The organism is Streptosporangium sp. NPDC020145, from assembly GCF_040631275.1.
Lineage (GTDB): Bacteria > Actinomycetota > Actinomycetes > Streptosporangiales > Streptosporangiaceae > Streptosporangium.
Genome location: NZ_JBEXZT010000026.1, coordinates 54,619 through 75,533 on the forward strand (window position 1 = coordinate 54,619; position 20,915 = coordinate 75,533).

General features: G+C 65.2%; 24 protein-coding genes, 1 tRNA gene and 1 pseudogene. 10 read left to right on the forward strand and 16 right to left on the reverse strand.

Going from position 1 to position 20,915, the window contains the following annotated elements:
• Positions 1-12: 12 nt before the first annotated feature.
• Positions 13-1,248 carry an MFS transporter gene (locus ABZ463_RS33345; protein ID WP_362782254.1) on the reverse strand — a complete coding sequence of 412 codons (1,236 nt, stop codon included), beginning with the start codon at positions 1,246-1,248 and terminating at the stop codon, positions 13-15.
• Between the two features lie 468 nt (positions 1,249-1,716).
• Between ABZ463_RS33345 and ABZ463_RS33350 the strand changes: the two genes are divergently transcribed.
• On the forward strand, positions 1,717-1,995 hold the full coding sequence (locus ABZ463_RS33350) for a WGxxGxxG family protein (protein WP_352012802.1): 279 nt from the start codon (positions 1,717-1,719) through the stop codon (positions 1,993-1,995).
• 176 nt (positions 1,996-2,171) lie between these two features.
• Here ABZ463_RS33350 and ABZ463_RS33355 read toward each other — a convergent pair whose 3' ends face one another.
• Positions 2,172-2,717, reverse strand: coding sequence for a TetR/AcrR family transcriptional regulator C-terminal domain-containing protein (locus tag ABZ463_RS33355; protein WP_362782257.1), 546 nt, complete (start codon positions 2,715-2,717; stop codon positions 2,172-2,174).
• Positions 2,718-2,824: 107 nt separating this feature from the next.
• Here ABZ463_RS33355 and ABZ463_RS33360 point away from each other — a divergent pair, with 107 nt between their 5' ends.
• Positions 2,825-3,958 carry an NAD(P)/FAD-dependent oxidoreductase gene (locus ABZ463_RS33360; RefSeq protein WP_362782260.1) on the forward strand — a complete coding sequence of 378 codons (1,134 nt, stop codon included), beginning with the start codon at positions 2,825-2,827 and terminating at the stop codon, positions 3,956-3,958.
• 205 nt (positions 3,959-4,163) lie between these two features.
• Here the strand turns inward: ABZ463_RS33360 and ABZ463_RS33365 are convergent, their stop codons facing one another.
• The 3 genes from ABZ463_RS33365 to ABZ463_RS33375 form a co-directional block, all read right to left on the reverse strand.
• On the reverse strand, positions 4,164-4,814 hold the full coding sequence (locus ABZ463_RS33365) for an ester cyclase (RefSeq protein ID WP_362782263.1): 651 nt from the start codon (positions 4,812-4,814) through the stop codon (positions 4,164-4,166).
• A 423-nt stretch (positions 4,815-5,237) separates the two neighbouring features.
• The gene (locus tag ABZ463_RS33370; RefSeq protein WP_362782266.1) at positions 5,238-5,537 is read right to left on the reverse strand and encodes a hypothetical protein; all 300 of its coding nucleotides are present in this window, start codon (positions 5,535-5,537) and stop codon (positions 5,238-5,240) included.
• A gap of 247 nt (positions 5,538-5,784) precedes the next feature.
• Complete coding sequence (locus ABZ463_RS33375) at positions 5,785-6,594, reverse strand: alpha/beta hydrolase (RefSeq protein ID WP_362782268.1); 810 nt, start codon at positions 6,592-6,594, stop codon at positions 5,785-5,787.
• Between the two features lie 73 nt (positions 6,595-6,667).
• Here ABZ463_RS33375 and ABZ463_RS33380 point away from each other — a divergent pair, with 73 nt between their 5' ends.
• The 3 genes from ABZ463_RS33380 (at position 6,668) to ABZ463_RS33390 (ending at position 8,813) form a co-directional block, all read left to right on the forward strand.
• Positions 6,668-7,285, forward strand: coding sequence for a TetR/AcrR family transcriptional regulator (locus tag ABZ463_RS33380; protein ID WP_362782271.1), 618 nt, complete (start codon positions 6,668-6,670; stop codon positions 7,283-7,285).
• 302 nt (positions 7,286-7,587) lie between these two features.
• On the forward strand, positions 7,588-8,214 hold the full coding sequence (locus tag ABZ463_RS33385) for an ATP-dependent Clp protease proteolytic subunit (RefSeq protein WP_362782274.1): 627 nt from the start codon (positions 7,588-7,590) through the stop codon (positions 8,212-8,214).
• Complete coding sequence (locus tag ABZ463_RS33390) at positions 8,211-8,813, forward strand: ATP-dependent Clp protease proteolytic subunit (protein ID WP_352012793.1); 603 nt, start codon at positions 8,211-8,213, stop codon at positions 8,811-8,813. Before ABZ463_RS33385 ends, ABZ463_RS33390 begins: the two co-directional genes overlap by 4 nt.
• 8 nt (positions 8,814-8,821) lie before the next feature.
• Here ABZ463_RS33390 and ABZ463_RS33395 read toward each other — a convergent pair whose 3' ends face one another.
• Entirely contained in the window at positions 8,822-9,178 is a 357-nt protein-coding gene (locus tag ABZ463_RS33395) for a helix-turn-helix transcriptional regulator (protein ID WP_362782278.1), read from the reverse strand.
• Between the two features lie 234 nt (positions 9,179-9,412).
• Positions 9,413-9,652: a hypothetical protein gene (locus ABZ463_RS33400; protein WP_362782281.1), complete on the reverse strand. Its 240-nt coding sequence runs from the start codon at positions 9,650-9,652 to the stop codon at positions 9,413-9,415.
• 157 nt (positions 9,653-9,809) lie between these two features.
• On the opposite strand from ABZ463_RS33400, the gene ABZ463_RS33405 reads away from it, so the two are divergent.
• The 5 genes and pseudogenes from ABZ463_RS33405 to ABZ463_RS33425 all read left to right on the forward strand — a co-directional run bounded on the left by ABZ463_RS33405 (position 9,810) and on the right by ABZ463_RS33425 (position 12,487).
• The gene (locus ABZ463_RS33405) at positions 9,810-10,169 is read left to right on the forward strand and encodes a WYL domain-containing protein (RefSeq protein WP_362782391.1); all 360 of its coding nucleotides are present in this window, start codon (positions 9,810-9,812) and stop codon (positions 10,167-10,169) included.
• 302 nt (positions 10,170-10,471) lie between these two features.
• Positions 10,472-10,591 (forward strand): annotated as a pseudogene (locus ABZ463_RS33410) (FmdB family zinc ribbon protein); the annotation flags it as partial.
• A 9-nt stretch (positions 10,592-10,600) separates the two neighbouring features.
• Positions 10,601-10,753, forward strand: a complete 153-nt coding sequence (locus tag ABZ463_RS33415) for a hypothetical protein (RefSeq protein WP_362782399.1) — start codon at positions 10,601-10,603, stop codon at positions 10,751-10,753.
• Between the two features lie 30 nt (positions 10,754-10,783).
• Positions 10,784-12,040 (forward strand): formamidase, encoded by a 1,257-nt coding sequence (fmdA, locus tag ABZ463_RS33420; RefSeq protein WP_362782283.1) that lies wholly within the window; start codon positions 10,784-10,786, stop codon positions 12,038-12,040.
• A gap of 225 nt (positions 12,041-12,265) precedes the next feature.
• Positions 12,266-12,487 carry a hypothetical protein gene (locus tag ABZ463_RS33425; RefSeq protein WP_362782285.1) on the forward strand — a complete coding sequence of 74 codons (222 nt, stop codon included), beginning with the start codon at positions 12,266-12,268 and terminating at the stop codon, positions 12,485-12,487.
• Positions 12,488-12,806: 319 nt separating this feature from the next.
• On the opposite strand, the gene ABZ463_RS33430 is transcribed toward ABZ463_RS33425, so the two are convergent.
• The 9 genes from ABZ463_RS33430 to ABZ463_RS33470 all read right to left on the reverse strand — a co-directional run bounded on the left by ABZ463_RS33430 (position 12,807) and on the right by ABZ463_RS33470 (position 20,876).
• On the reverse strand, positions 12,807-13,274 hold the full coding sequence (locus ABZ463_RS33430) for a hypothetical protein (RefSeq protein ID WP_362782288.1): 468 nt from the start codon (positions 13,272-13,274) through the stop codon (positions 12,807-12,809).
• A gap of 516 nt (positions 13,275-13,790) precedes the next feature.
• Entirely contained in the window at positions 13,791-15,239 is a 1,449-nt protein-coding gene (locus ABZ463_RS33435) for an alpha/beta hydrolase (protein WP_362782290.1), read from the reverse strand.
• Between the two features lie 220 nt (positions 15,240-15,459).
• A tRNA-Thr gene (locus ABZ463_RS33440) sits at positions 15,460-15,536 on the reverse strand.
• 97 nt (positions 15,537-15,633) lie between these two features.
• Entirely contained in the window at positions 15,634-15,954 is a 321-nt protein-coding gene (locus tag ABZ463_RS33445) for a hypothetical protein (protein WP_362782293.1), read from the reverse strand.
• Between the two features lie 86 nt (positions 15,955-16,040).
• Positions 16,041-16,691, reverse strand: a complete 651-nt coding sequence (locus ABZ463_RS33450; protein WP_362782296.1) for an HAD family hydrolase — start codon at positions 16,689-16,691, stop codon at positions 16,041-16,043.
• Between the two features lie 201 nt (positions 16,692-16,892).
• Positions 16,893-18,110: a Shedu immune nuclease family protein gene (locus ABZ463_RS33455; RefSeq protein WP_362782393.1), complete on the reverse strand. Its 1,218-nt coding sequence runs from the start codon at positions 18,108-18,110 to the stop codon at positions 16,893-16,895.
• A 110-nt stretch (positions 18,111-18,220) separates the two neighbouring features.
• Positions 18,221-18,460: a hypothetical protein gene (locus ABZ463_RS33460; RefSeq protein ID WP_362782299.1), complete on the reverse strand. Its 240-nt coding sequence runs from the start codon at positions 18,458-18,460 to the stop codon at positions 18,221-18,223.
• Positions 18,461-18,734: 274 nt separating this feature from the next.
• Positions 18,735-19,883: a hypothetical protein gene (locus ABZ463_RS33465; protein ID WP_362782302.1), complete on the reverse strand. Its 1,149-nt coding sequence runs from the start codon at positions 19,881-19,883 to the stop codon at positions 18,735-18,737.
• Between the two features lie 6 nt (positions 19,884-19,889).
• Positions 19,890-20,876 (reverse strand): site-specific DNA-methyltransferase, encoded by a 987-nt coding sequence (locus ABZ463_RS33470; RefSeq protein WP_362782304.1) that lies wholly within the window; start codon positions 20,874-20,876, stop codon positions 19,890-19,892.
• Between the last annotated feature and the right edge of the window lie 39 nt (positions 20,877-20,915).

The window sequence follows — 20,915 nt, forward strand, 5'->3', positions numbered from 1 at the left end:
ATCAGCCGGGTCCTAAGTCCCGGACGCCTCCGACCCTTCGACCAGGCGCGGACGCATGGCGCGGCGGGCCGTCCTGGCGACGGCGGTGGTGTCCAGCAGCAGGGCGGCCAGCGCGACCAGGGCCAGCAGCCCCAGGCCGAGGGCGTAGCTGCCGTACCAGCCGTAGATGACGCCCATCAGCAGCGGCGGCACGAACCCGCCCAGGCCGCCCGCGGCGCCCACGATCCCGGTGACCGAGCCGACCTTGTTCGCCGGGGCGAGCAGCGCCACCAGGGCGAACGTCGCGCCGCTGCCCGCGCCGAGCGCCGCGGCCATGGACAGGAACGCGACCGTCCCGAGGGGTGCCAGGCCGGGGGTGAACGCCTGGACCGTGGCACCGGCCACGACGACGACCAGTGTCCAGGCGAGCACCCTGGTCGGCGCGAACCGGTCCGACAGCCACCCGCCGACCGGGCGCATCAGCACCGCGAGCAGCACGAACCCGGCCATCCGGTTGGCGGCGTCGGCCTGGTCCAGCGCGTAGGCGGTCTTGAGGTAGGCCGGCAGATAGACCGAGAACGCCACATACCCCCCGAAGGCCACCGCGTAGAGCGCCGAGGCCTGCCAGGTCACCCGCAGCCGGAGCGTGGCCCCCAGCCGCCGCGCCATCGACTCGACCGGCACCGTACGGCCCGGCGCGTCCCGCAGCAGCAGCGCCGCGACCGCCGCGTACCCGCAGAGCACGACGGCGGTGACCGTGAACGGGGTCGCGCTTCCGCCGACGTCGACCAGCTTGACCGTGGTCAGCGCGCTGATCGCGGTGCCGCCCATGCCCGCGCCGAACACGCCGACGGCCAGGCCGCGCCGCGCGGGCGGGAACCAGGCGTTGACGAACGGCACACCGATCGCGAAGGTCGTGCCGCCGACGCCGAGGAAGAAGCCCCCGACCAGCAGCCCGGCCAGGGACGTCTGCCCGGCCAGCCCCAGGTAGAGCACCGGGACGACGGTCGCCAGCGACACCAGCGGGAACATGACGCGACCGCCGTACCGGTCGGTCAGCGCGCCGACCGGGACGCGGCCGAGCGAGCCGACGACCACCGGCACCGCCACCACCAGCGCCTGCTGGAAGGGGCTCAGGTGCAGGGCCTCCTTGAACCTCGGCGCCAGCGGGCTGAGCAGCGCCCACGCCCAGAAGTTGATCGCGAAACCGGCCGTGGCCAGGGTCAGCATCAGCGCCGGACGCCTGTCCGGCGCGTCTCCCGCACTCATGGTTTCCTCCACTGTGTGTCGCCGTGCCGCCCAGGGCACGGTGGTCGACACACAGCGTTTCCGGCCGGTACGTCCCCGGGACAGGGACCTTGGACCTCTCCCCGCGGGCCCTGTGTCCCCTGCCTCCGTACGGATCGCGCGTCACCTGCCGCCTCGGCCACCCGGGTTCCCCTCCGGCTCCCGCTCGGTGTGGATGTCCAGGGGCGGCCCCCCTAGAAGATCCGTTTACGATGACACGCCCAGCCCGCTCACCATTTCACGATAAATAAGCGAAAAACCAATGCTTGGATAATAAATCCACTAAATGTCTATAAGGCGGTATATGAGAGCCGGGATGTTTGACACCTGATTTGGGCGGTATGGGCGCCTCTGACGAGGGAAAACGGACATCGCGTCGCCAGAATCTCCTACGAAGGGGACCGACGGGCGACTTCCGGACTCTCACCAGAAGCAAGACGGGAGAACTCCATGCGTAAAACGCTTACCGGACTGGGCCTAGCCTTCTTCCTGACGCTTGGGCCCGCCGCCACAGCGGCGACCGACTCACTGGCCGCACCGGTCACCCAAAGCCAGCCCACTCCCGCACCACAGAACAACAACAGCAACAGGGACAGCGGCGACAAAACCGGTCTCTGGGGCCTGCTGGGGCTGGTCGGCCTCCTGGGTCTCAGCGGCCTGCGCAAGCACCGCGAGTACACGGGAACAGGAGCCGGCGCGCACGTCGGCGATCGGCCGACGCGTCCATAGCCGTCGAGAGAGCCGTCGAGAGGCGGGAGGCCCACGGCTCCATGGCCGGGGCCTCCGGCGCTCCGCGATTCGCACGTTTGCCCATCTGCCTGTTTTGTCCACCGCAGTACGACAGCGGCCGAGCCGAGCCGCCGTACGCGGATCAGGCCACCTGACCGGCACCGGCCGCGGGCCCGTCATTTCTCCAGAAGGCTCACCCGGATGCCGTTGATGAGAATGTCCAGCTCACTGAGAAAGGTCTCGTCGCGCCGGTCACGGGGCCATATCTTGGCCTGCCGGGCCTGTTCCTCAAGCGTGAAACCGTTCGTGAAGCTCGTCAGCAGGTCCGCGCCGAGCTCCGCGTCCCGCTCCGGGACGCCCGCCGTACGCAGCGAGTCGACCAGCGCCTGGAAGTAGGCCACGGCCGAGGCCGGCAGCACGCTGAAGGAGGCCACCAGCCGGGCGCCGTCCCGGTGCGCCAGCATGGTCGAGCGAGCCCGTACGGCCAGCTCCCGCAGCCGGCCCGCCCAGTCCTGCTCCGCGATGGGCTCGGCGAGCATCTCGTCGACGATCCGCTCGACCAGGGCGTCCAGCAGGGCGGTCTTGCTCGGGTAGTGCCAGTACAGGGCGCCCACCCGGACGCCGAGCCGGTCCGCCAGCCTGCGGGTGGTCAGTTCGTCGAGACCCACCTCGTCGAGCAGTTCCATCGCGCCGCGGAGCACATCGGCCTGCCGGAGCGGCATCCGCTTCCTCCTTCTCCTCGTCCTCCACGGAGAGCTTGCCACTTGAACACCGACCAAGTAACTTGAACACCGCTCAATTGAGCAATGTTCAAGTCAAGGGAGCCACCATGCGGGTTCTGGTGATCGGGGCGGGCATCGGCGGACTGTGCCTGGCACAGGGCCTGGTCCAGGCCGGGATCGACGTGCGGATCCACGAGCGGGAGGCGGGCGCCCACAGCCGCTACCAGGGTTTCCGGATCGGCATCGGCGGCGCGGGCCTCGCCGCGCTACGCGAATGCCTGCCGCGGCGGCTGCACGGCCTGCTGGAGGCCACCACAGGAGAGCTGTCCGGGGAACGGCCGATCGTCGACCAGCACCTCAACGTGATCGGCCAGCTCGGCCCGATCGACGACGGCATGGCCACCGACCGGCACGTGCTGCGGCACCTGCTGCTGGCCGGCCTCTCCGACCGGATCGAGTACGGCAGGCGGCTGGTCGAGTACGTCGAGCTGCCCGACGACACCGTGCGGGCGGTCTTCGCCGACGGCGGCACGGCCACCGGTGACCTCCTGGTCGGCGCCGACGGAGTCGGCTCTGCGGTCCGCCGCCGGTTGCTGCCCGACGCCTCGGTCGTCACGCTGGGCGGCAACGGCCTGCTCGGGCGCACCCCGCTCACCGAGCGCCTCGCCGGTCTGGTGCCGGGGTTCGGCACCGTGGTGCGCGGCCCGGACATGAGCATGCTGCTCGGCAAGATGGAGTTCCGCCGCCCGCCGCACCTGGCCGCCGCCGAACTCGCCCCCGACGTCGAACTGCCCGCCACCGAGAGCTACCTGCGCTGGGCCGCGTTCCTGCCCGAGCGCGTCGAGCGGCTGCCCGACGGCTGGGCCGCGACCCGCGACCTGCTGCTGACCCTGATCGACGGCTGGCACCCGGACCTGGTCGAGCTGGTCGAGCGGTCCGACGTGGTGAACAGCTCGCCGCTGAAGGTCGGCTACGCGCGGCCGGTGCCGCACTGGGGAACCCGCCGGGTGACCCTGCTGGGCGACGCCGTCCACGTCATGCCGCCGAGCGGCGGCCAGGGCGCGAACACCGCCTTCCGTGACGCGGCCCTGCTCTGCCGCAGGCTCACCGAGGTCCACCGGGGCGAGAGCGACCTGCTGCCCGCCGTCGAACGCTACGAACGCGAAATGCTCGACTACGGCTTCGCGGCGGTCGCCCGGAGCCTGGAGGCACTGCCGAACTTCACCGTGGCCAACCGCTGACCCGACCGGACCGGCCGCACCGTGAGCGGCGCGAGCGGGCCCCGCGACCGGGTTGGCCTCACCGGGGCATATCCCACCACGGCCCGACCGGCCGCACCGGGGCGGCTTCCCCGCGACCCGACCGGCCGCACCGGAGACGAGCGCCGACGCGGCCAGACCGGCTTCATCGGGGCAAAGCACCGCCGCCGCCGAGGCGGCGGGCCGGTCACGACTCCCTGTGCGCCACCGGACAGCCACCGGTCAGCCTGCCGAGGAAGTCGTTGGGGTCGTAGTAGTGCTCGGCCTCCACCAGCCTGAGGTCGTCGGACAGCTTGGCGATGCTGACGCCGTACATCTCGATCGTCTGCCCGGTGGGCTGGAAACCGTGGTAATCACCCTCGAAGACGCCCCAGTGGCGCCATTTGACGGTGACGGTCGGCGGCGGGGTGAGAACTTCGAGCACCTCCCAGAAGAATCCGCCGGGAAACGCCCTGTGGAACATCCGGTGCGAGGAGTCGAAGGTCTCCCGACCGGTCGGGTAGAAGACGCTGTCGCCGATCAGGACGTTGTAGCTGCCGATCTCCGCGATGTCCGCCGCGGTGGCCCACGGACCTCCGTTGACGTTGGTCCGGAAACGGTCGGCGACCATCGACACCCAGGTCGCCGGATCCTTCTTGTGCGAGACCTCCATCTCGAAGACCTGCACGATCCCCTCGACCACGGCCTCCAGGGAACCGGGCTCGAAGTGGTGCGTCCGCTGCCGCGGCATGACTTCGTGCGAAAGGTCGTAGTCGGGCAGGCCGTCCCGCCACTCACTCGGATCCGCGGCCGCGACCACGGCCGAACGCCCCTGAAGCCACAGCGGAGTTTCAGCCAAGACAATCACCCCATTTAGGACGACTACCACGAAAGAGCCGAAGCCCACAGATCCTCACGGACACCTCCCGCCCCGTCAAGCGCCCCTCACGGGAGCGGCGTCGACTTCGGCTTCCGAAGTCCGTCACCCAGCCTGGCGATGAGATCGGTCGCGGAAAGCCCCGGTTCGCGCCAGAAGGCGCCATCGGCCGCGGCGGGACCGAAATGCCTTTTTCGAGTCGCCCGGGAACCACCTTTCAGAACCCAGGAAAATCACGAACCGGAATCAACGCTCACGCACTCCATAATAATCACCGGCGGCCGAAGGCAACAAAATCGTCTCTCACGTTGAGCGATCGAGAGCGGGGAGGCCGAGCCTTCCCGCTCTGCGTATGGAGAACGTCGACTCACGGACCGTCGAAACCGGAGACGGGATTCACCGGAATTATTTCCCGTTCGTGGACGGCGACAGTACCTGACCGGTAAGCGGATCCACGTTCACCGTCCTCCCGCCGAGATTCGACGGCTTCCCCTCCGAAACTCCCAGCACCTGGCCGGTGGCGGGGTCCACGGTTATCGTCACCGGTTTGTCCGACTGCAGAAGCTTCTTCTCCTGAGGCGTGACCGTCGCGGTATCCGCAGGTGACGGGCCGGTCGCGCTGACAATGGACGTCGAGGTCATAGCCATGGCGACCGCACCGGCACCAACCGCCGCCACGAGGATGAGACGTCGTACTTCAGGCACGTTGACCTCCGAGGATCGAGAGAACTTACGGGGACAGACGTACGGCAGGCGCATCCACCAACCGCTTGACCACAGCCTTCACTTCTCAAAAATGAGAACCCACACAAACCTATCGCCGAGCGGCGATCCTCAGGACCTTTACCTTTGGTTCCAACCGAGATCGGCGACCCCCAAGCACTCCGATCCGGAGCCGAACACCCCTGAAGCCATAACGGGGTTTCCGCCAAAAGCCATCGAAAGTCCCGGGTCACGCGGTCATGCAGCCCTCCAGAGCGGCGGCGAACTCATCGGGGCGAGACCAGTAACCCAGGTGGTCCCCCGGAAGGTCGACGACCCGCCGATTCCACCGGGCCGCGAGCACGGCGGCCGGCCGGTAGGGAAAGTGGGCACGGGAGTCCCGGCCACCCGCCAGGACGACGCGATCACGCCACGCGTCAAGCGCGGCGAAGTCCGGATGGTAACCGGGAGCGTTGGGCACCTCCTGGGTCAGGATGGTGAGCGTGTTCCCGGACATGCGGGCGAGCAGTTCCGGATCGGGATCGGCCGGCCGCCGAGCCTCGGCGACCCCGATGCCCGCCAGGAATCGCCGCATCGCCGCCTCCTGCCCCTCGCTCCGATGGGTCGCGCCGACCTCCTCGAAGAAGGCTCGCCAACGCGGGGCGTCCGGCAGAACCTCGAAGATGGGCGGTTCGTGGGCCACGAGCCTGCTGACCAGCCGAGGATGCCGGCCGATGAGGTCGAGCCCGATGACGGCTCCCGCACTTGTGGCGAAGACGCGGACCGGTTCCCCGGAGACGGCACCGATCAGGCGGCGCGCGTCTTCGACGTGCGTCTCGATCCACCCCGCGGGCTCCTCCTGGGTGAAACTCCGGGAGAAGCCTCGCCGGTCATAGCCGACGACCGTATGACGGTCGGCCAGCCGATCAGCCATGGCGTCGAAGAAACCGGCGTCGCCGTTGCTCCCGGGGATCAGCAGAAGCACCGGCCCCGAACCGCGAACCTCGTAGTGGATGCGGGCTCCGGCCACATCCAGGACATGGTTCTCACGCACAGCCATCACGCCTCACCTTCGCGCACGGCGGATAAGATGCGGACTGCATCTAACATAAACCGTTCCCAAGGGGTGTGCGATGGGCCGACGGCGCGGAGAACGGTTGGAGCAGGCCATCCTCAACGCCACCTGGGACCTACTGACCCAAGTGGGCTACGCCAAACTGACCATGGAGGCCGTGGCCGCCAGAGCGGGCACCAGCCGACCGGTGATCCACCGCCGCTGGCCCACCCGCGCGCGACTAGCACTCGCGGCCCTCGACCACGCGGCTCCCCCCGACGCCGAACCACCGGACACCGGCGGGCTGCGAACCGACCTGCTCGCCATGATGCGGCAGATCACCCACCGATTCGGCTCCGTGCACGGCGAGGTCCTCGCCGGGATGACGGCCGAGACAGCCCGTGACCCGGAGGCCGCCCACGCCCTGCGCGCCCGGCTGACCGTCACGACCCGAGGACAACAGGTCGCGACCATGGTCCGGCGAGCCGTCGAGCGGAACGAGATCCTCCCCGTCCTCCTGCCCTCACGCGTGACCACACTCCCGCTCGACCTGATCCGCAACGAGATCGTGCTGTACGGCCGGCCGCCGGGCGAGGACGCGATCACCGAGATCGTCGACTCCGTCCTCCTGCCCGCGATACTCCACGCCCCGGCCCCCGGCTTCGATGCCGGGCAACCGGTCGCGGAGAAGCCCTGACCCTTCGGATGCCACGACGACCCACCGCCGGTCGCCGAGGCACCGCGTCCAACCGGCTCCGGGCTGTCGAGCCGGCATGCAGCCGTCCCCGCGCCGCTGCGAACGCCGGGCAGACCGCTTCTCCTCCTTCGTCGCTGTCGCCGCAGCCCTCATCCGCTCCCGCCGCCTCGTCGAACAGGCCACCGGCGCCGCGGGATGGCGGGGGTTCACCGGGCCGGAAACCGAACCCACGCTGCTCAGAGCAGATCTGCCCCAGGCGGATCGTGTCGACGCCGGTCCTGGTCGCCTCACAGGATGGACGCATGAGCGAAAAATCGAATCCTCCGCTTTTCGACACGCGGGTGAGGCGTGAACTCTACGAACAGCGTGTCCTCGTTCTCGACGGCCCTCTCGATGACGACAACGGGACCCTGCTGGCCACGCAGCTGATAGCACTCGCCACGCAGGACGCGTCAACGGACATCGCGCTCTGGATTCACTCCCCGGGCGGTTCCGTTCCCTCGATGCTCGCCATTCGCGACGTCATTCGACTCATTCCCTGTGATGTGTCGACCCTCGTCCTGGGCATCGCCTACAGCGCCGGACAGTTCCTGCTCTCGTCGGGAGCCAGGGGAAAGCGCCGCGCCCTGCCGCATTCACGCGTCCTGATGCACCAGGGCTCGGCGGGAATCGGTGGCACCGCGGTCGACATCGAACTGCAGGCCGGTGACCTGCGGCACACTCGCGACACGGTGCTCGGTCTCATCGCCGCGGACACGGGGCAGTCCGTCGAGCGCATATTCGAGGACTCTCTGCACGACCGTTGGTACACGGCGCAGGAGGCACTGGAATACGGCTTCATAGACGCGATCGTTCAGGACTTCCACGAGATCGCACCACACAATCGCCCCCGAACCGGTTTCGGCATCACCGGAGGAGTCGGCCAGTGAGCACATACACGATCCCGAACGTCATCGCCCAGAACCCTCGTGGCGAGCGCATCATGGATGTCTACTCGCACCTGCTCACCGAGCGAATCGTCTATCTGGGCACCGCGATCGACGCCGGCGTCGCGAACGCCCTCATCGCGCAGCTGATTTTCCTGGAGTCGGACAACCCCGAGGCCGAAATACAGTTCTACATCAACTGTGAGGGCGGGGACCCGAGCGCGATGCTCGCGATATACGACACCATGCGCTACATCCGCCCGCGGGTTTCGACGACCTGCGTCGGACAGGCCGTGGCGGTGGGCGCCGTCCTTCTCGCCGCGGGCACCGAGGGAAAGCGCGCCGCCCTGCCGCACGCACGGGTGATCCTGCACCAGCCCGCCGCCCAGGGTCGCGGAACGATCCCCGACCTCATCCTGCAGGCCGACGAGGTCGTCCGTGTCCGAGCGGACATCGAGCGCATCCTGTCACGGCACACCGGTCAGACGGTCGAGACCCTCCGCGCCGACACCGACCACGACCGCGTGTTCACCGCGGCCTCGGCCCTGGAGTACGGGCTCATCGACCAGATCATCGAGGAGCGTTCGCCCGCCCGCAGGTGATCCGGCGGCTACGCGGCCAGGGCGTACGCCGCCGAGCAGGTGGCGCCTCTCGACATGCCGCTCTGCGCGGACCGCAGGCTCTCGGAGACTGCGAGGGTCAGGTCGATCAGGGTCACATCCAGCGCTCCGGCGACCGCGGCGATCATCTCGCTCGACGGCTCCTTGACGCCCCGTTCCATCTCGGAGAGATACTGCGGCGAGACCCCGGCACGACGTGCCGTCTCGCTCAGCTTCTCGCCCCGCTCGTGACGAAGACCTCTGAGACACTCACCGAGCGCGTGCCGCCACAACGGCTCGCGAACCGGAGACGGCTTGGAGTCGGTCCGAACGATCGCCGGACGCAGCGGCGGAACGGAAGAGGCCATACCTCACCTTAAGGAGACGCCACCCCCAAGTTCAGTCCAATCCGCGCAGAGCAGAACCGTTCCCGTCTTCCCTGGCCCATCTCGGTGAGCACGATCACCGTGGACGAACACCTCCATGGCTGAATCGAGGGGCCCACGCCATGGAGGTCAACCCGGAAGCTCCTGGCCATCCGCCTCAGCGCCAAGTCCTTCATCGGCAGGACAGGGCTCGGTCACCAAGCTCTAGCCGGGTGGTCAGTTGCTTCTCCGGCGACGGCGGTACTCGGTCTTGACAGACCTGAGACGGTCACGCCTGGCGGCGACTGCCTGATAGTCCACCATTTGACCGCTCTCCCACTCGGCGGCGTACCTCTCCCGTCGCTCTCGCAAGGCGGCCATTCCCTGAGCCAGCCAGTCAGGGTCATGGCGCACCTCCACCATCTCGCCAGAGGCGATCAGGTCAGCGGCTTCCCTCTCGGACAGCTCCCTGCCCACCCAGTCAGGCAGCCGACGGAGACCTCGCCGGTCACGACGCGACACACACCCTCCTGAAGCACAGGTATCGGCCCTCAGGGTAACCAGGTGTCTCCACCGTCTCCGCGAGCCCGCGTGGGCGGTATCTCGTGGCCGGCGACGCCGAACGGATCCGTACCTGCCGAGTCCCACGAATCCCGGACCTCGACATCCTCGACGAGCGGTTCGACCTGGCGGACCTACCTGGAGTGTTGCGACGCGCGCCGACACCAGGGGGAGACGACGCTCCGTCTTTCCCCAACGCCCTCGACCGGCCGCCCCACCTCATGGAACCGGCCGTGGTCCACGCCGTACGGCGGGCCTCCACGCCCCGGATCCCGACGGCTGGACGCGGGTGACCATCCCGATCGAGTCCGCCGAACGGGCCCTCCCCGAACTCCTCAAACTCGGCGCCGAGGTCCTCGCCCCCGTCGAACTCCGCGAACGGATCACCCAGACCCTCGACACCCTGATCGACCTCCACCGACGACCGGCCTGAAACCGGACCCTGCCCCCGGATGGCCGCGGGATGGGTCACGACCGCTTCAGGAGAGCCGGATCGGCAAACAGGAGATAATTCACTTATTCAGCACGAAAGAACATATCCCCACATTTCCGCTCATGAAATAAGCGATCTACCTTACCGCGTGAACAAGTTGACGGAAGCGAGATGGATTACATCCAATTCACACATTAAATTGCGGATACATCCGACTCTGAGACTGTTTCCCGAGGTCACATCGGTAGAGAGGGATCACGACCGGGGTGGACCGGATTGAATTCGCTCGAAGGGCGCTTGCTATGGCGGCATATGCATACCGATGTCCGCATTGCTCCGAAATTGAGGCCGTTTTTCCGATCGGCACCGCACCCGCTACGGTGCCGTGCCCAAACTGCGGCGCGGCCTCTGTTCGGACGTTCTCAGCGCCGATGCTGGCGCGCATTCCGACCGCCGTGTCCGCGCGGTTGCAGCGCGCGGAGCGCAGCGCCTCCGAGCCCGAAGTCGTCACGTCCCTGCCACGGCGCCGTACCGGAGGCGCGGTGGCCGTCCATCCCGCCACCGCCCGCCTGCCGAGGCCGTGACCGTCCCGCAGTGCCGAAAGGAAGCCAGCCGTGCCAGAGTTGATTTTCCCGCTCGACTCGACGAAGAAGTTCACCGACCAGGCCAAGATCGGTCACAACCGTTGGCACCCCGAGATCCCGCCTGTGGCACGGGTCAAGCCCGGCGACAGCTTCCGGGTCCACTGCCGGGAGTGGTTCGACGGCGCGATCCGCAACGACGACTCCGCCGAGGACGTCCGTGACGCCCCGTTGATGAAGGTGCACGCGCTCAGCGGCCCGTTCGCGGTCGAGGGGGCCGAACCAGGCGACCTGCTGGTCGTGGACATCCTCGACCTGGGGCCCATCCCTCAGGAGGACAGCGGCCCGCTGGCCGGTCAGGGCTGGGGTTACACCGGGATCTTCCCCACGAAGAACGGCGGAGGGTTCCTCACCGAACAGTTCCCCGACGCCTACAAGGCGATCTGGGACTTCTCCGGCCAGGTCGCCACATCACGCCATATCCCAGCAGTGTCGTTCACCGGCATCACCCACCCCGGGCTCATGGGCACCGCGCCGTCGGCGGAACTGCTGTCGAAGTGGAACGCGCGGGAGTCGGCACTGATAGCCACAGACCCGCAGAGGGTGCCACCGCTGGCCCTGTCTCCCGAGCCCCGGGAGGCCATCCTCGGCGGCGTCTCCCCGTCCGAGTTCGACCGGATCGCGGCCGAGGCCGCCCGTACTGCGCCGCCACGAGAGAACGGCGGCAACCAGGACATCAAGAACCTCACCCGGGGCTCCCGAATCTTCTACCCGGTGTACGTATCCGGTGCGAACCTGTCGGTCGGCGACCTGCACTTCTCGCAGGGCGACGGTGAGATCACCTTCTGCGGCGCCATCGAGATGGGCGGCTTCATCGACCTGCGGGTCGACGTCATCAAGGACGGCATGCAGACCTACCGTGTCGGCGAGAACGCCATCTTCATGCCGGGCCGTACGGACCCTCAGTACAGCGAGTGGCTGGCCTTCTCCGGGGTGTCCGTCACCCTGGACGGCGAGCAGCGCTATCTCGACTCGCAGTTGGCCTACCAGCGGGCCTGTCTGCACGCGATCGACTACCTGACGGCGTTCGGCTACAGCCCCGAGCAGGCGTATCTGTTGCTCGGCGCCGCGCCGATCGAAGGCCGGTTGTCGGGGGTGGTGGACATTCCCAACTCCTGCGCCACCGTCTATCTGCCAACCGCGATCTTCGACTTCGACGTCCGTCCTGGCTCCTCCGGCCCGTTCCGCGTACCGCAGGGCACCAGCGCCCCGCACGCCGGCTTCGACTGAGCCGCCGACCTCCCGCTTTCAGGCGGGCCGATCACTCTGGTCGGGTAACGAAGACGGTGGCCGAAGAGAGCCGGAACATGTGGAGCGCGAGGCCCGGTTGCGGGCCACGTGAAAGACAAGCCCGAGGTTCGGTGGGCGGCTGCATATGAGGCCTCCAGAGATTGAGGTGTCTGAAACGACACATCCACACCGACCGAGGAACCCTGCAAAGGTGGACGGCGTTAAATGATCATGACGAGCGATGAGAAGCCAACCGGCCGGTTCCAGCGTCTGCCTGAGCGGCCGGACCCTGCGGCCTGGGTGCCGGGCCGGGATGAGGACCCGTTGCCGCAGGTGATCGCCGAGCCCGGAAACCCAGTCGACGCGACCCTGCAGTGGGTGGCGCCCGAGCTGTACGCGGCACAGCAGATCAGCGATGCGATCGTCCGCCGTCGCTCCCACGACTGACCACAGGGTTCAGCCACCTCACACTGGCTGGGGTGTCTGACGCGGTCGTTCGACAAGCTCGGCACCGGACCTGCCGCCGGTGCAGCGGAAAGCCGTCGTCGTGACGGCGCTCTGCTGGGGGCCGACTGCGGGCTGGGGAAGCGTTCCAGGAACGACAGCGAGATGTCGGTTTTCAGACATCTCGGTCTGGGCGGCTTCGGAGAAGGCGTGCCAGATGCCGGCCGGTACGGCCCAGCGGTGCGGATGGACGGCCTTGATCACGCACAGCGTCTGTACGGCAAAGGCCTCTACACCGGTGTGCGATGTCGCCGTAGGACCATCAGAGAATTTGCGAATCGGCACGGTCTGTCTGCCGCTTCCTCCGTTCGACGCGTACGGCGCGGACGATCAGGTAGGTCAGCAGCAGTACCCCCGCGACGAGGACACCCACGCGGACAGCGGGGGTCTCCAGGTCTCTTGACGCCCCTTTGAGGACGAAGAAGACACCCAGATAGAGCACGAATCCTCGCCCGTCGAACCACAGGTGGACACGGGGAATGCCGTTGAGGATCATCAGGCTGAGAATCACGTAAGCGAAGATCAGGAAGCCCGGAGCGAGATCCATTGGCGGCCCCAGCCAGAGACAGGCCGCTCCTCCTATGGAGCCGATCAACGACATTGTGATCGCGGTCACCTTTTGCGGCTTGGACAGCGCGTTGAACCACGACGAAGGCCGATCTTCGGAATTCACGAGATCAAACTCGCACAGAACGACAATCAACCGCCAGGCATGGCCTGACATGCCCATGTAGACGGTCCCGCCCTGGCCGTAGTTGTCAGGCGGGCCCGTCAGCTGAAACGGCCGGACAGATCGTCAGTGACGACGATGACCGGTCCGCGCCGGTTGGCCGCGGCGGTCCGCTGAAGCAACCGGATCCGATGCGGTGACCAGAATTCGGCGCGCCTGAGAGCGGTGGATGCCGATGCCCGCCACACGGGCGGCGGCGGTCAAGCTGTTCGGCATCCACCGCGGCGGGCCGCTCTCATCGGCCGCCACCAGGGCGCCTGCCTCGTCGCGGACCGGGTGCCCGGGCGGGGCCGAGCACGCCAAGGCGATGATCACCCGCGTTCGACCCTCGTCGGTGTCCAGCCTCAGGCGCGCGAACAGTGGTTCGGCATGATGATCTGAACCATCGTTCCCCCGGCCCAGCCGGCATCCACACCCTCGATCAGCAACGCGGCACCGGACACCCTGGGGAAGCTGGAGCGAACCGGCTACCCGCAGGTTGGACGCCGCGACTGAATACCGGCGCCCACGCCGGGTTCAGCGGCAGACCGTACCGGGCACAGGGAGCGTCCCGGAGATCAGGTAACGGTCGACACTCCCGGTCGCGCAGGCGTTACGCAGGTACGCGGTGTGCCCGTCGCCGTCATAGGTCAGCACCTGTGACCCCTTGATACCCCTGGCCAGGCTCTTGGCCCAGACGAGCGGCGTCGCGGGATCATGCGTGTTCCCGACCAGCAGAACGGGCGGCACCTGGGTGATGCGCACCGGCCGCTGCGGATTGGACGGCTGGACGGGCCATCCCAGACATCCGGTCGTCATGTCCCAGAACTCCGATGTCCCGCGCATGTGCGGGGCCCTCCGTGCGGCGTCCCGAGCCCAGGCCCTGAGCTGCGAGAATCCGTTGGTTCCAGGGTCGATGTCCTGACAGAGGACCGCCCGGTAGGCCGAGGTCATCGCGGAGTTGTCCAGCGCCTCAGTCCGCATCTGCCCGAGGATCTCCGCATCGCCCTGCTCCGCCTGAACGATGCCCCGGGCCAGATCGCCGTTGAACTCGGGGGCCAGCGTGAGCATCACGTACGCGGCGTAGCGCAGTTCTTCCGCCGTCAGCGGACGCCCGCCGGTCACCGGAATCGGCGTCTTCTCCGCCTTGCGCATCAGCGCGTCCCACACCTGCGGTACGGACCGGCCGTGCAGCTCACATTCCTCCGTCCGCTCGCACCATTCGCCGAATCTGTCGAACCCGTCCTCCACCGCCGTCGCGGCATCCCGCACCATCTGGCGCGAGCTCATCCCGTGATCGACGATCCCGTCCAGGGCCATCGCCCGTACCCGGTCGGGGAACCGTCGCGCGTACTCGGTCCCCAGCATGCTCCCGTAGGAGCGTCCCAGGTAGCTGATCTGCTCCTCGCCCAGCGCGGCCCGCACCGCGTCGAAGTCTCGTGCCACGCTCCCGGTGTCCACGTGACCGATCAACGGTCCACAACTCACGCCCACGGCCCGGTTGTGCGCGACAAGGCGGTCATACTCCCACCGCGTCTCAGGGAACTGCGTGACAGCCGGATCATGCACTGCCTTCCCACACTGGATCTGCCCACTGCCGGCGACCCCGCGCGGATCGATCCCGACGATGTCGAACCGCTCGCGTAACTCCTCGGAGAAGTAGTACTGCGACCAATTCCGCACCAGATAGGCCGCGCCCGCCCCTGGTCCGCCCGGGTTGTAGAACAGCGTCCCGACCCGTTGTCCGGTGGCCTTGCGACGCGTCATGTTCAGCGAGATCCGAGGCCCGTCCGGCTTCTCCCAGTCCACCGGCACCGCGAGGGCGCCGCACTCGGCCCCGGGTTCCTCCCCGCAGGCTCGCCAGTCGATCGTGTCCGTACCGGTCGCACTTACCGCTTGGGTCACTTGGCCGGTCGCGGCGGCAGGTGCCGCGGGAAGCGCTACCGCGATCAGCGCCAGGCCCGTGATGAGGGGTGTCCATTTCATGATCTAGATCGTCCCCACCCCACCAGCCTCCGCCATCGGCCGAACGGACGATAGTTCACTCTCCAAAGGAGATTCGAGATCTCACCTCGGTCGGCGGTGGGCGTCCTTGATGAGGCTCTGCAGGGCTTCGACCGAAGGGCCGTGATCCCGCTGTTCTCCCAAAGCTCTCCCAAAATGACAGAGGCCCTCTCTCCGGCCTAGGGAGAGAGGGCCTCTGACCTGGAGCCGCCTTCGGGATTCGAACCCGAGACCCCTTCATTACGAGTTAGAACACGATCGTCCAGAACCGTCCACGGCTGTCATCCGGGCCTGGTCGAGCGGGCTCCACGGAACCCGTCATTCCATGGTCGTCCAGGTCCGTCCAGACCTGTTGTTAGCAACTGCGTTAGCAAGATCACCAATCGTCGGAGTTGAAGGTCTCCGGGTCGTGGGCGCTGTTCCAGATCGCTTCGTCGGTCTTGGCCGCCTCGCGCTGGTGCTGACGGTTGAGGTACTCCGGGGTACCCGGGGTGTTGGCCCTGAGGCGCATGAACTTACCTTGCTTGGCCCGGAGCTCTTGCTCCTCTTGGGTGACCTTCAGCTTCCGCCCCTGCATCTCGGCCGCGGCTCGCTGTGAAGCGATCTCCCCCAGCCTCCTGCGGACCTTAAGCTCCTCGGTACTTGGCTTCGCGGGATCAGGCTTGGCGGCCTGGCGCTGCTTCTGAGACTTCCCCATGCCGTCATCGTGAGGAAATCGCGGCCCGATGACGAGATACCGTCAGACGGTTGTGACGCCCTGGTGAGCCGTTCCAAGTTGCTCGGTCACCGATTCCCGTGCAGGATCTCCATCGCCTGGAGTACGTCCGTGACAATATGGTCGGCTTCATGCTCCTGGTGCTGCGACGTTCCCCGGTCGACCCAGACCGTACGGAGGCCAGCGGCCCGTCCCCCACCGATGTCCTTGACGGGGTGGTCCCCGATCATCCATCCCCCACCGGCCAGATTCACGCCGCACCGCCGGGCAGCGATCTCAAACAGACCGACATCCGGCTTACGGATGCCTTCAATCCCCGAGAGCGCGTATGCGTCGACGGCCTCGGCCAGTCCCGTCTGTTGGATCTTGCCGAGTTGGTTGTCTGCCGTCCCGTTGGTGATGATGGCCACCTTCCACCCGGCCGCACGGAGACGAGCCAGCCCGTCTATTACCTCGGGCCGGCAGCGGACCAGGTACGGCATGCGCTGCCGGTAGCGACTCCATAGCTCTTCGACTGTCTCAGGTAGGGCGAAGTGCTCGCAGACCTTGCCGAAAAAGATCTCACGATGTGGGTAACCCGCTTGGTCGAGAGCGAGCAGCCAGTCAACCGCCTTACTCCCAAGCCTGTGCTCGTTGACGAACTCCACAACCCACGCCCGGAACGCCTCATCGAGGCTCACGAGCGTGTTGTCCAGATCGAAGAGCGCAAGCCGCTGCACAACAACACCCTAACTGGGAGGTTGTCACCAGCATGAGCGTCTACTTACAAATGGAAGCCGGTTATGACATGGACCGCTTGTTCTCCTGCTCAGGTGGTAGATGCCGACCGGTGATGTGCGGCCGTGTGAGGTGGGGTTGCTGTATCCCGCTACTGCACAGTTCTTCCACAGCCCAGGGAAGTTGACCTCACGACAGATCCATTATTCCTTATCTTGAATAATAAAGCATGCGCGCTCATATAACTCATCGAACGTTATCACTTCCACATCACTCACAGAACGACGATACAGCTCAAACGAAGAGACCTTTTCGCGGTTAAGTCTACCCGCAGACTCGAATTCCCCCGTATGTCCGACGACAACTACTTGTCTCGGCTTTACAGTTGACACTTCGAGACCAGTGGGGGTGCCGTCTGGGTCATATTGATGATGAATGAAATCCCTTATGCCGCGGACTGCCTTCTCGGCGGTCTTTTGCACTTGAGACGCTGCGCCAACGACCTCATGGGATGGGGCGTAAACGTCCGGCTTTCGGTACTGGATTGACGCAAGTAACGGAGTATCGTGCCGCTTGATCTCACAAAATAGCAGACTACTAACAACGCCGCGTGTTCGTAGGAGACCATCGGTACGCTTTCCCGCGCCACCGAACTTGTTTGCTCCTGCCGTTACCTGCTGGAGCTTCTCATCATCGTAAGACCTGCAGGCGATTAGACTTAGCCCATAACCGAATATCCAAGGATTTTTTTCGAAAAACTCCTGCCAAACAGCCTCCGGTCCCGAATCTTTATCATTCTCCTTCAGTTGCTCGCGACGCTGATCGAAAAAATCTCTATCGGTAAGATATCTGAAGAAGACTTCTAGTTGGCCTTTCCGGTTCGCGATGACGTCGAGTTCAGCTTGAGTTAGAGAACTCCCCAGTACAGATTTCAGCGCTTCGACGACTTGACCCTTGTCACTGTCCTGGAGCATCTTAGCGATCTCGGCCCTGTCGTTGCCGACGATCTTAAACTGCCCCGTGGGAAGGCTTAGCTCTCGGCACTCCTGTAAGAACTTGATGAGTACCCAAAAATTCTGATGCGCCTCACTCGTATCAACGAAAGCTTTCACGGTTCGCGTATCTGGAGTGTCCGGGATCTCGATATCTAGATAAGGCTGGTTGCCTGGCTTTGTTTTATCCTTTTTCCAGAACTTGAGGCGCGGAGTATAAGACCCATCCTTATAAATAAGAGTAACGGTGCACACCGTCGCTACCCTTGCCCCCTCATGGAGGACAAAATCGGTGACCAGGCGCCGGTTTTTGTTGTCATAGAAGTAATGGAGCGACTCTTTACCGCTTGAGCGAATCTCGAGCTGAGAGAAGTCATCCCTCTCGACAGAAAATTCCCTACTTCCATACAGCGCCGAAAAATCAATCATCACTGCCCCTCCTTGAGGGTTGTCACATAAAGAAAAATTGATTAATCCGCTTAATAGAAGACAGGTAGTAGCCGTTACTCAATCATCGTCCTGCTTGGATCTTTCGGACTCTATTGCCCGTCCGAGTCTCCATCGTCGCGTAGGGGAACATCATGAAGGAGCTTGAGGTGCCATACTTCGGTGTACGATCCGCCGTTATCCGGGGAAGGCTCAACGTAGTTGGAAACTTGTACCCCTAAACCCAACTGTTCAGCGCCACGTACCATTCCGATCAACTCTTCAAGATTCATACCAGACAGTTCCTTGAGGACAGGAGGATCGGTGTCGTAGCCATCATCGTTGAGAACCATGGCTGCATGGTAAGGGAACCGATGCCTGCTGCGCGGGGGTTCGCCAAATACGCCTTGATAGAACGAACAGCAACCACGCAGCTCGGTGGCAAGCCGACCCGGAGCGCAGGGCCGCTAGGCCCGAGCACCGGAAGCGGCGCGGCAGATAATGCACTTGATCCGAGTGGCGCACTCCGCGGCCCTCTTCTTCCCAAGACGCCAGCAAGCCCTGGTCCGGCACAGCAGCTGGCGCCAATGGGAAAACATCTACTGAGCTGTATGGCGATGCAGTCGGCTACAGCATCGTCTGACCCAGGACGGCCTTCAGTTCGGGAAGGTAGAGGGCGAGCCTAGTGCGAATGGTGTCGAGCAGAAGGTCGACACTTCCGCCCTGCTCAAGTGCGGCCTCGGGAGCAACCTGGAGGGCGAAGTGTGCAAGTGCTTCCGCGTCGGTGCCGATCACCTTAACGAGGTTGATCTCGTTGGGGCTCACCTCGGCCGAGACGTCCAGCTCGAATACGTAGATCCAGGCTGAGGGCTTCTCGTTGTGAATCTGTTCGGGGATGGAAAGCCGGAGAGTGCCGTCACCATGATCGACCAAGTCGGGCTTGCCGAGATGACGCTGCCAGCTGTCCCATACGGCGGAGGGGATCGCGAAGACGCACCCCGCGGACAGTCCGTGCGCACCGACCTGGAACTTGAACATCATTTGATAGAACGTCCGTTTGAAGACGTTCGCGATGTTTGGACCTTCGACCTTTTCAGACAACCACTGGGGATGCGCGCCCACAGTCGAGCCGAAGTTGCCGCTGTGGAGATGCAGCGCTGAGTTCAGGTTTTCCACAGCGCGGGCGTATGTGCCGTGGAAGTCCATGGTCTGGATCTCGAAGATCCCGTAGCGGCCGAGGGTGATGCCTGATCCATCGGGGAGGACTTCAACCATCGTCGCATCGAACGAGAACTCTGGAGAGCGCTCGGTCGGACTGATGCTGATCTCTCCTCCTAGCTTGGACTGGAAGTAAACCAAGCTAGGGATCCCGTTTCGGACGCCCTCACGAAACTTGTGAGCCTGCGCCGGGTCCTCAAGTACAGGGGCCGCAACGAGGTTGATCTCCGTGTCGGGATCGTGCTCGAAGAGACGGCGTGCGGCGTTCTCAAGAAGATCGGAGTCGAGGGCACGGAACGGACAGACCAGCCAGTCCTGGCGTGGTCCGTTGCTCACGCTGCTGATCGTGCAAACACCGTGAGAGCGCGGACGCTTGACGCAGACGCGATGCTCTCCAGTGATGCCCGTCAGGAACGGGCAGCGCTTGCTCTGCTGATCACTGAGGCTTGCCTCGGTCGCTGCGACTACCGGGAAGACGCGATGCCCGAACCATTCGGCGATGTGGTTGCCGGGTCGGCGGGAGCTGGGCGTGCTGTTGTTCTGTGAAGATCGCGTCACAAGGGTTCAGTCTGCCGTGGATTGATCTCCTGGGCCATCGAAAAGCTGAGCCTGTTTTGCTGAGGAGGCACTCTTCCTCGACAGAGAGGCACGGGCGGCTTCGATGAAGTTCGGCGAGAGCTCGAACCCTGTGGCGTTCCTGCCGTTCCGGAGAGCCACCTCAAGCGCCCGGCCGGTTCCACAAAATGGATCGAGGACGGTCCCGCCAGGAGGGCAGGAACTCAGGATGCGCGGCTCGATGAGCGCATAAGGGAAGGTCGCTGAGTGGCCATCTGAACCGGGAGCGGAGTTGACCGTCACTACATCGCGGGTCTCCTTCTCGACTTCCCCTAGATCATAGTAGTAGCTCGGCCGGCCTTCCTTTGGGCGCTTCACGAAGTGGAAGAAGTGCTCATGTGAAAGCCTCAGACGATCCTTCTCCGGTCTAGGGGCGATGTTGGGCTTGCTCCAGATGAGATCGTTACGCAAGATCCATCGCCGCTCTTGCATCGCGATGGCGAAGCGAGCAGGGATGAGAAGGAGTTGCTTCTCCTGGCGGTACCCCCCCATGGGAGTGCGACGGCGGCTTCTGGGGTTGTCGCCAAGTCCTTGGCGGCCGTCGTGTCGCAGGCTCGACCACCGAGCGAAGTATGTGTCGCCAAGGTTGACCCACATGCTTCCGCGGGGCTTGAGCGCGTGCGCTCCTCGCTGGAAGATCTCGACGAGGTGATTGATGAACCACTCGGGAAGAGGCTCAAGTCCGAGGACTCCGCCGTGTGCTCGGTACCACTCGTAACCAGGAAGCTCTTCCTGGGAGTGCCCTTCGGCTTTCCACTCCGCAAGGATGTCCTCGTTGTAGTCCATGCCGTACGTCCGCAACCCCCAGTAGGGCGGCGACGTGATGATCAGGTCGATGGACTCAGGCTCAAGCTTTCCCATGAGGTCGTAGGCATCACCCTGCCACACCTCACCCTCGGCGGTCGATGGGAGATCGTCAACGGGCTCGGCACTCATGGCGCACAGCCTAAATGCGATCGCTGACACTTCAAGCCA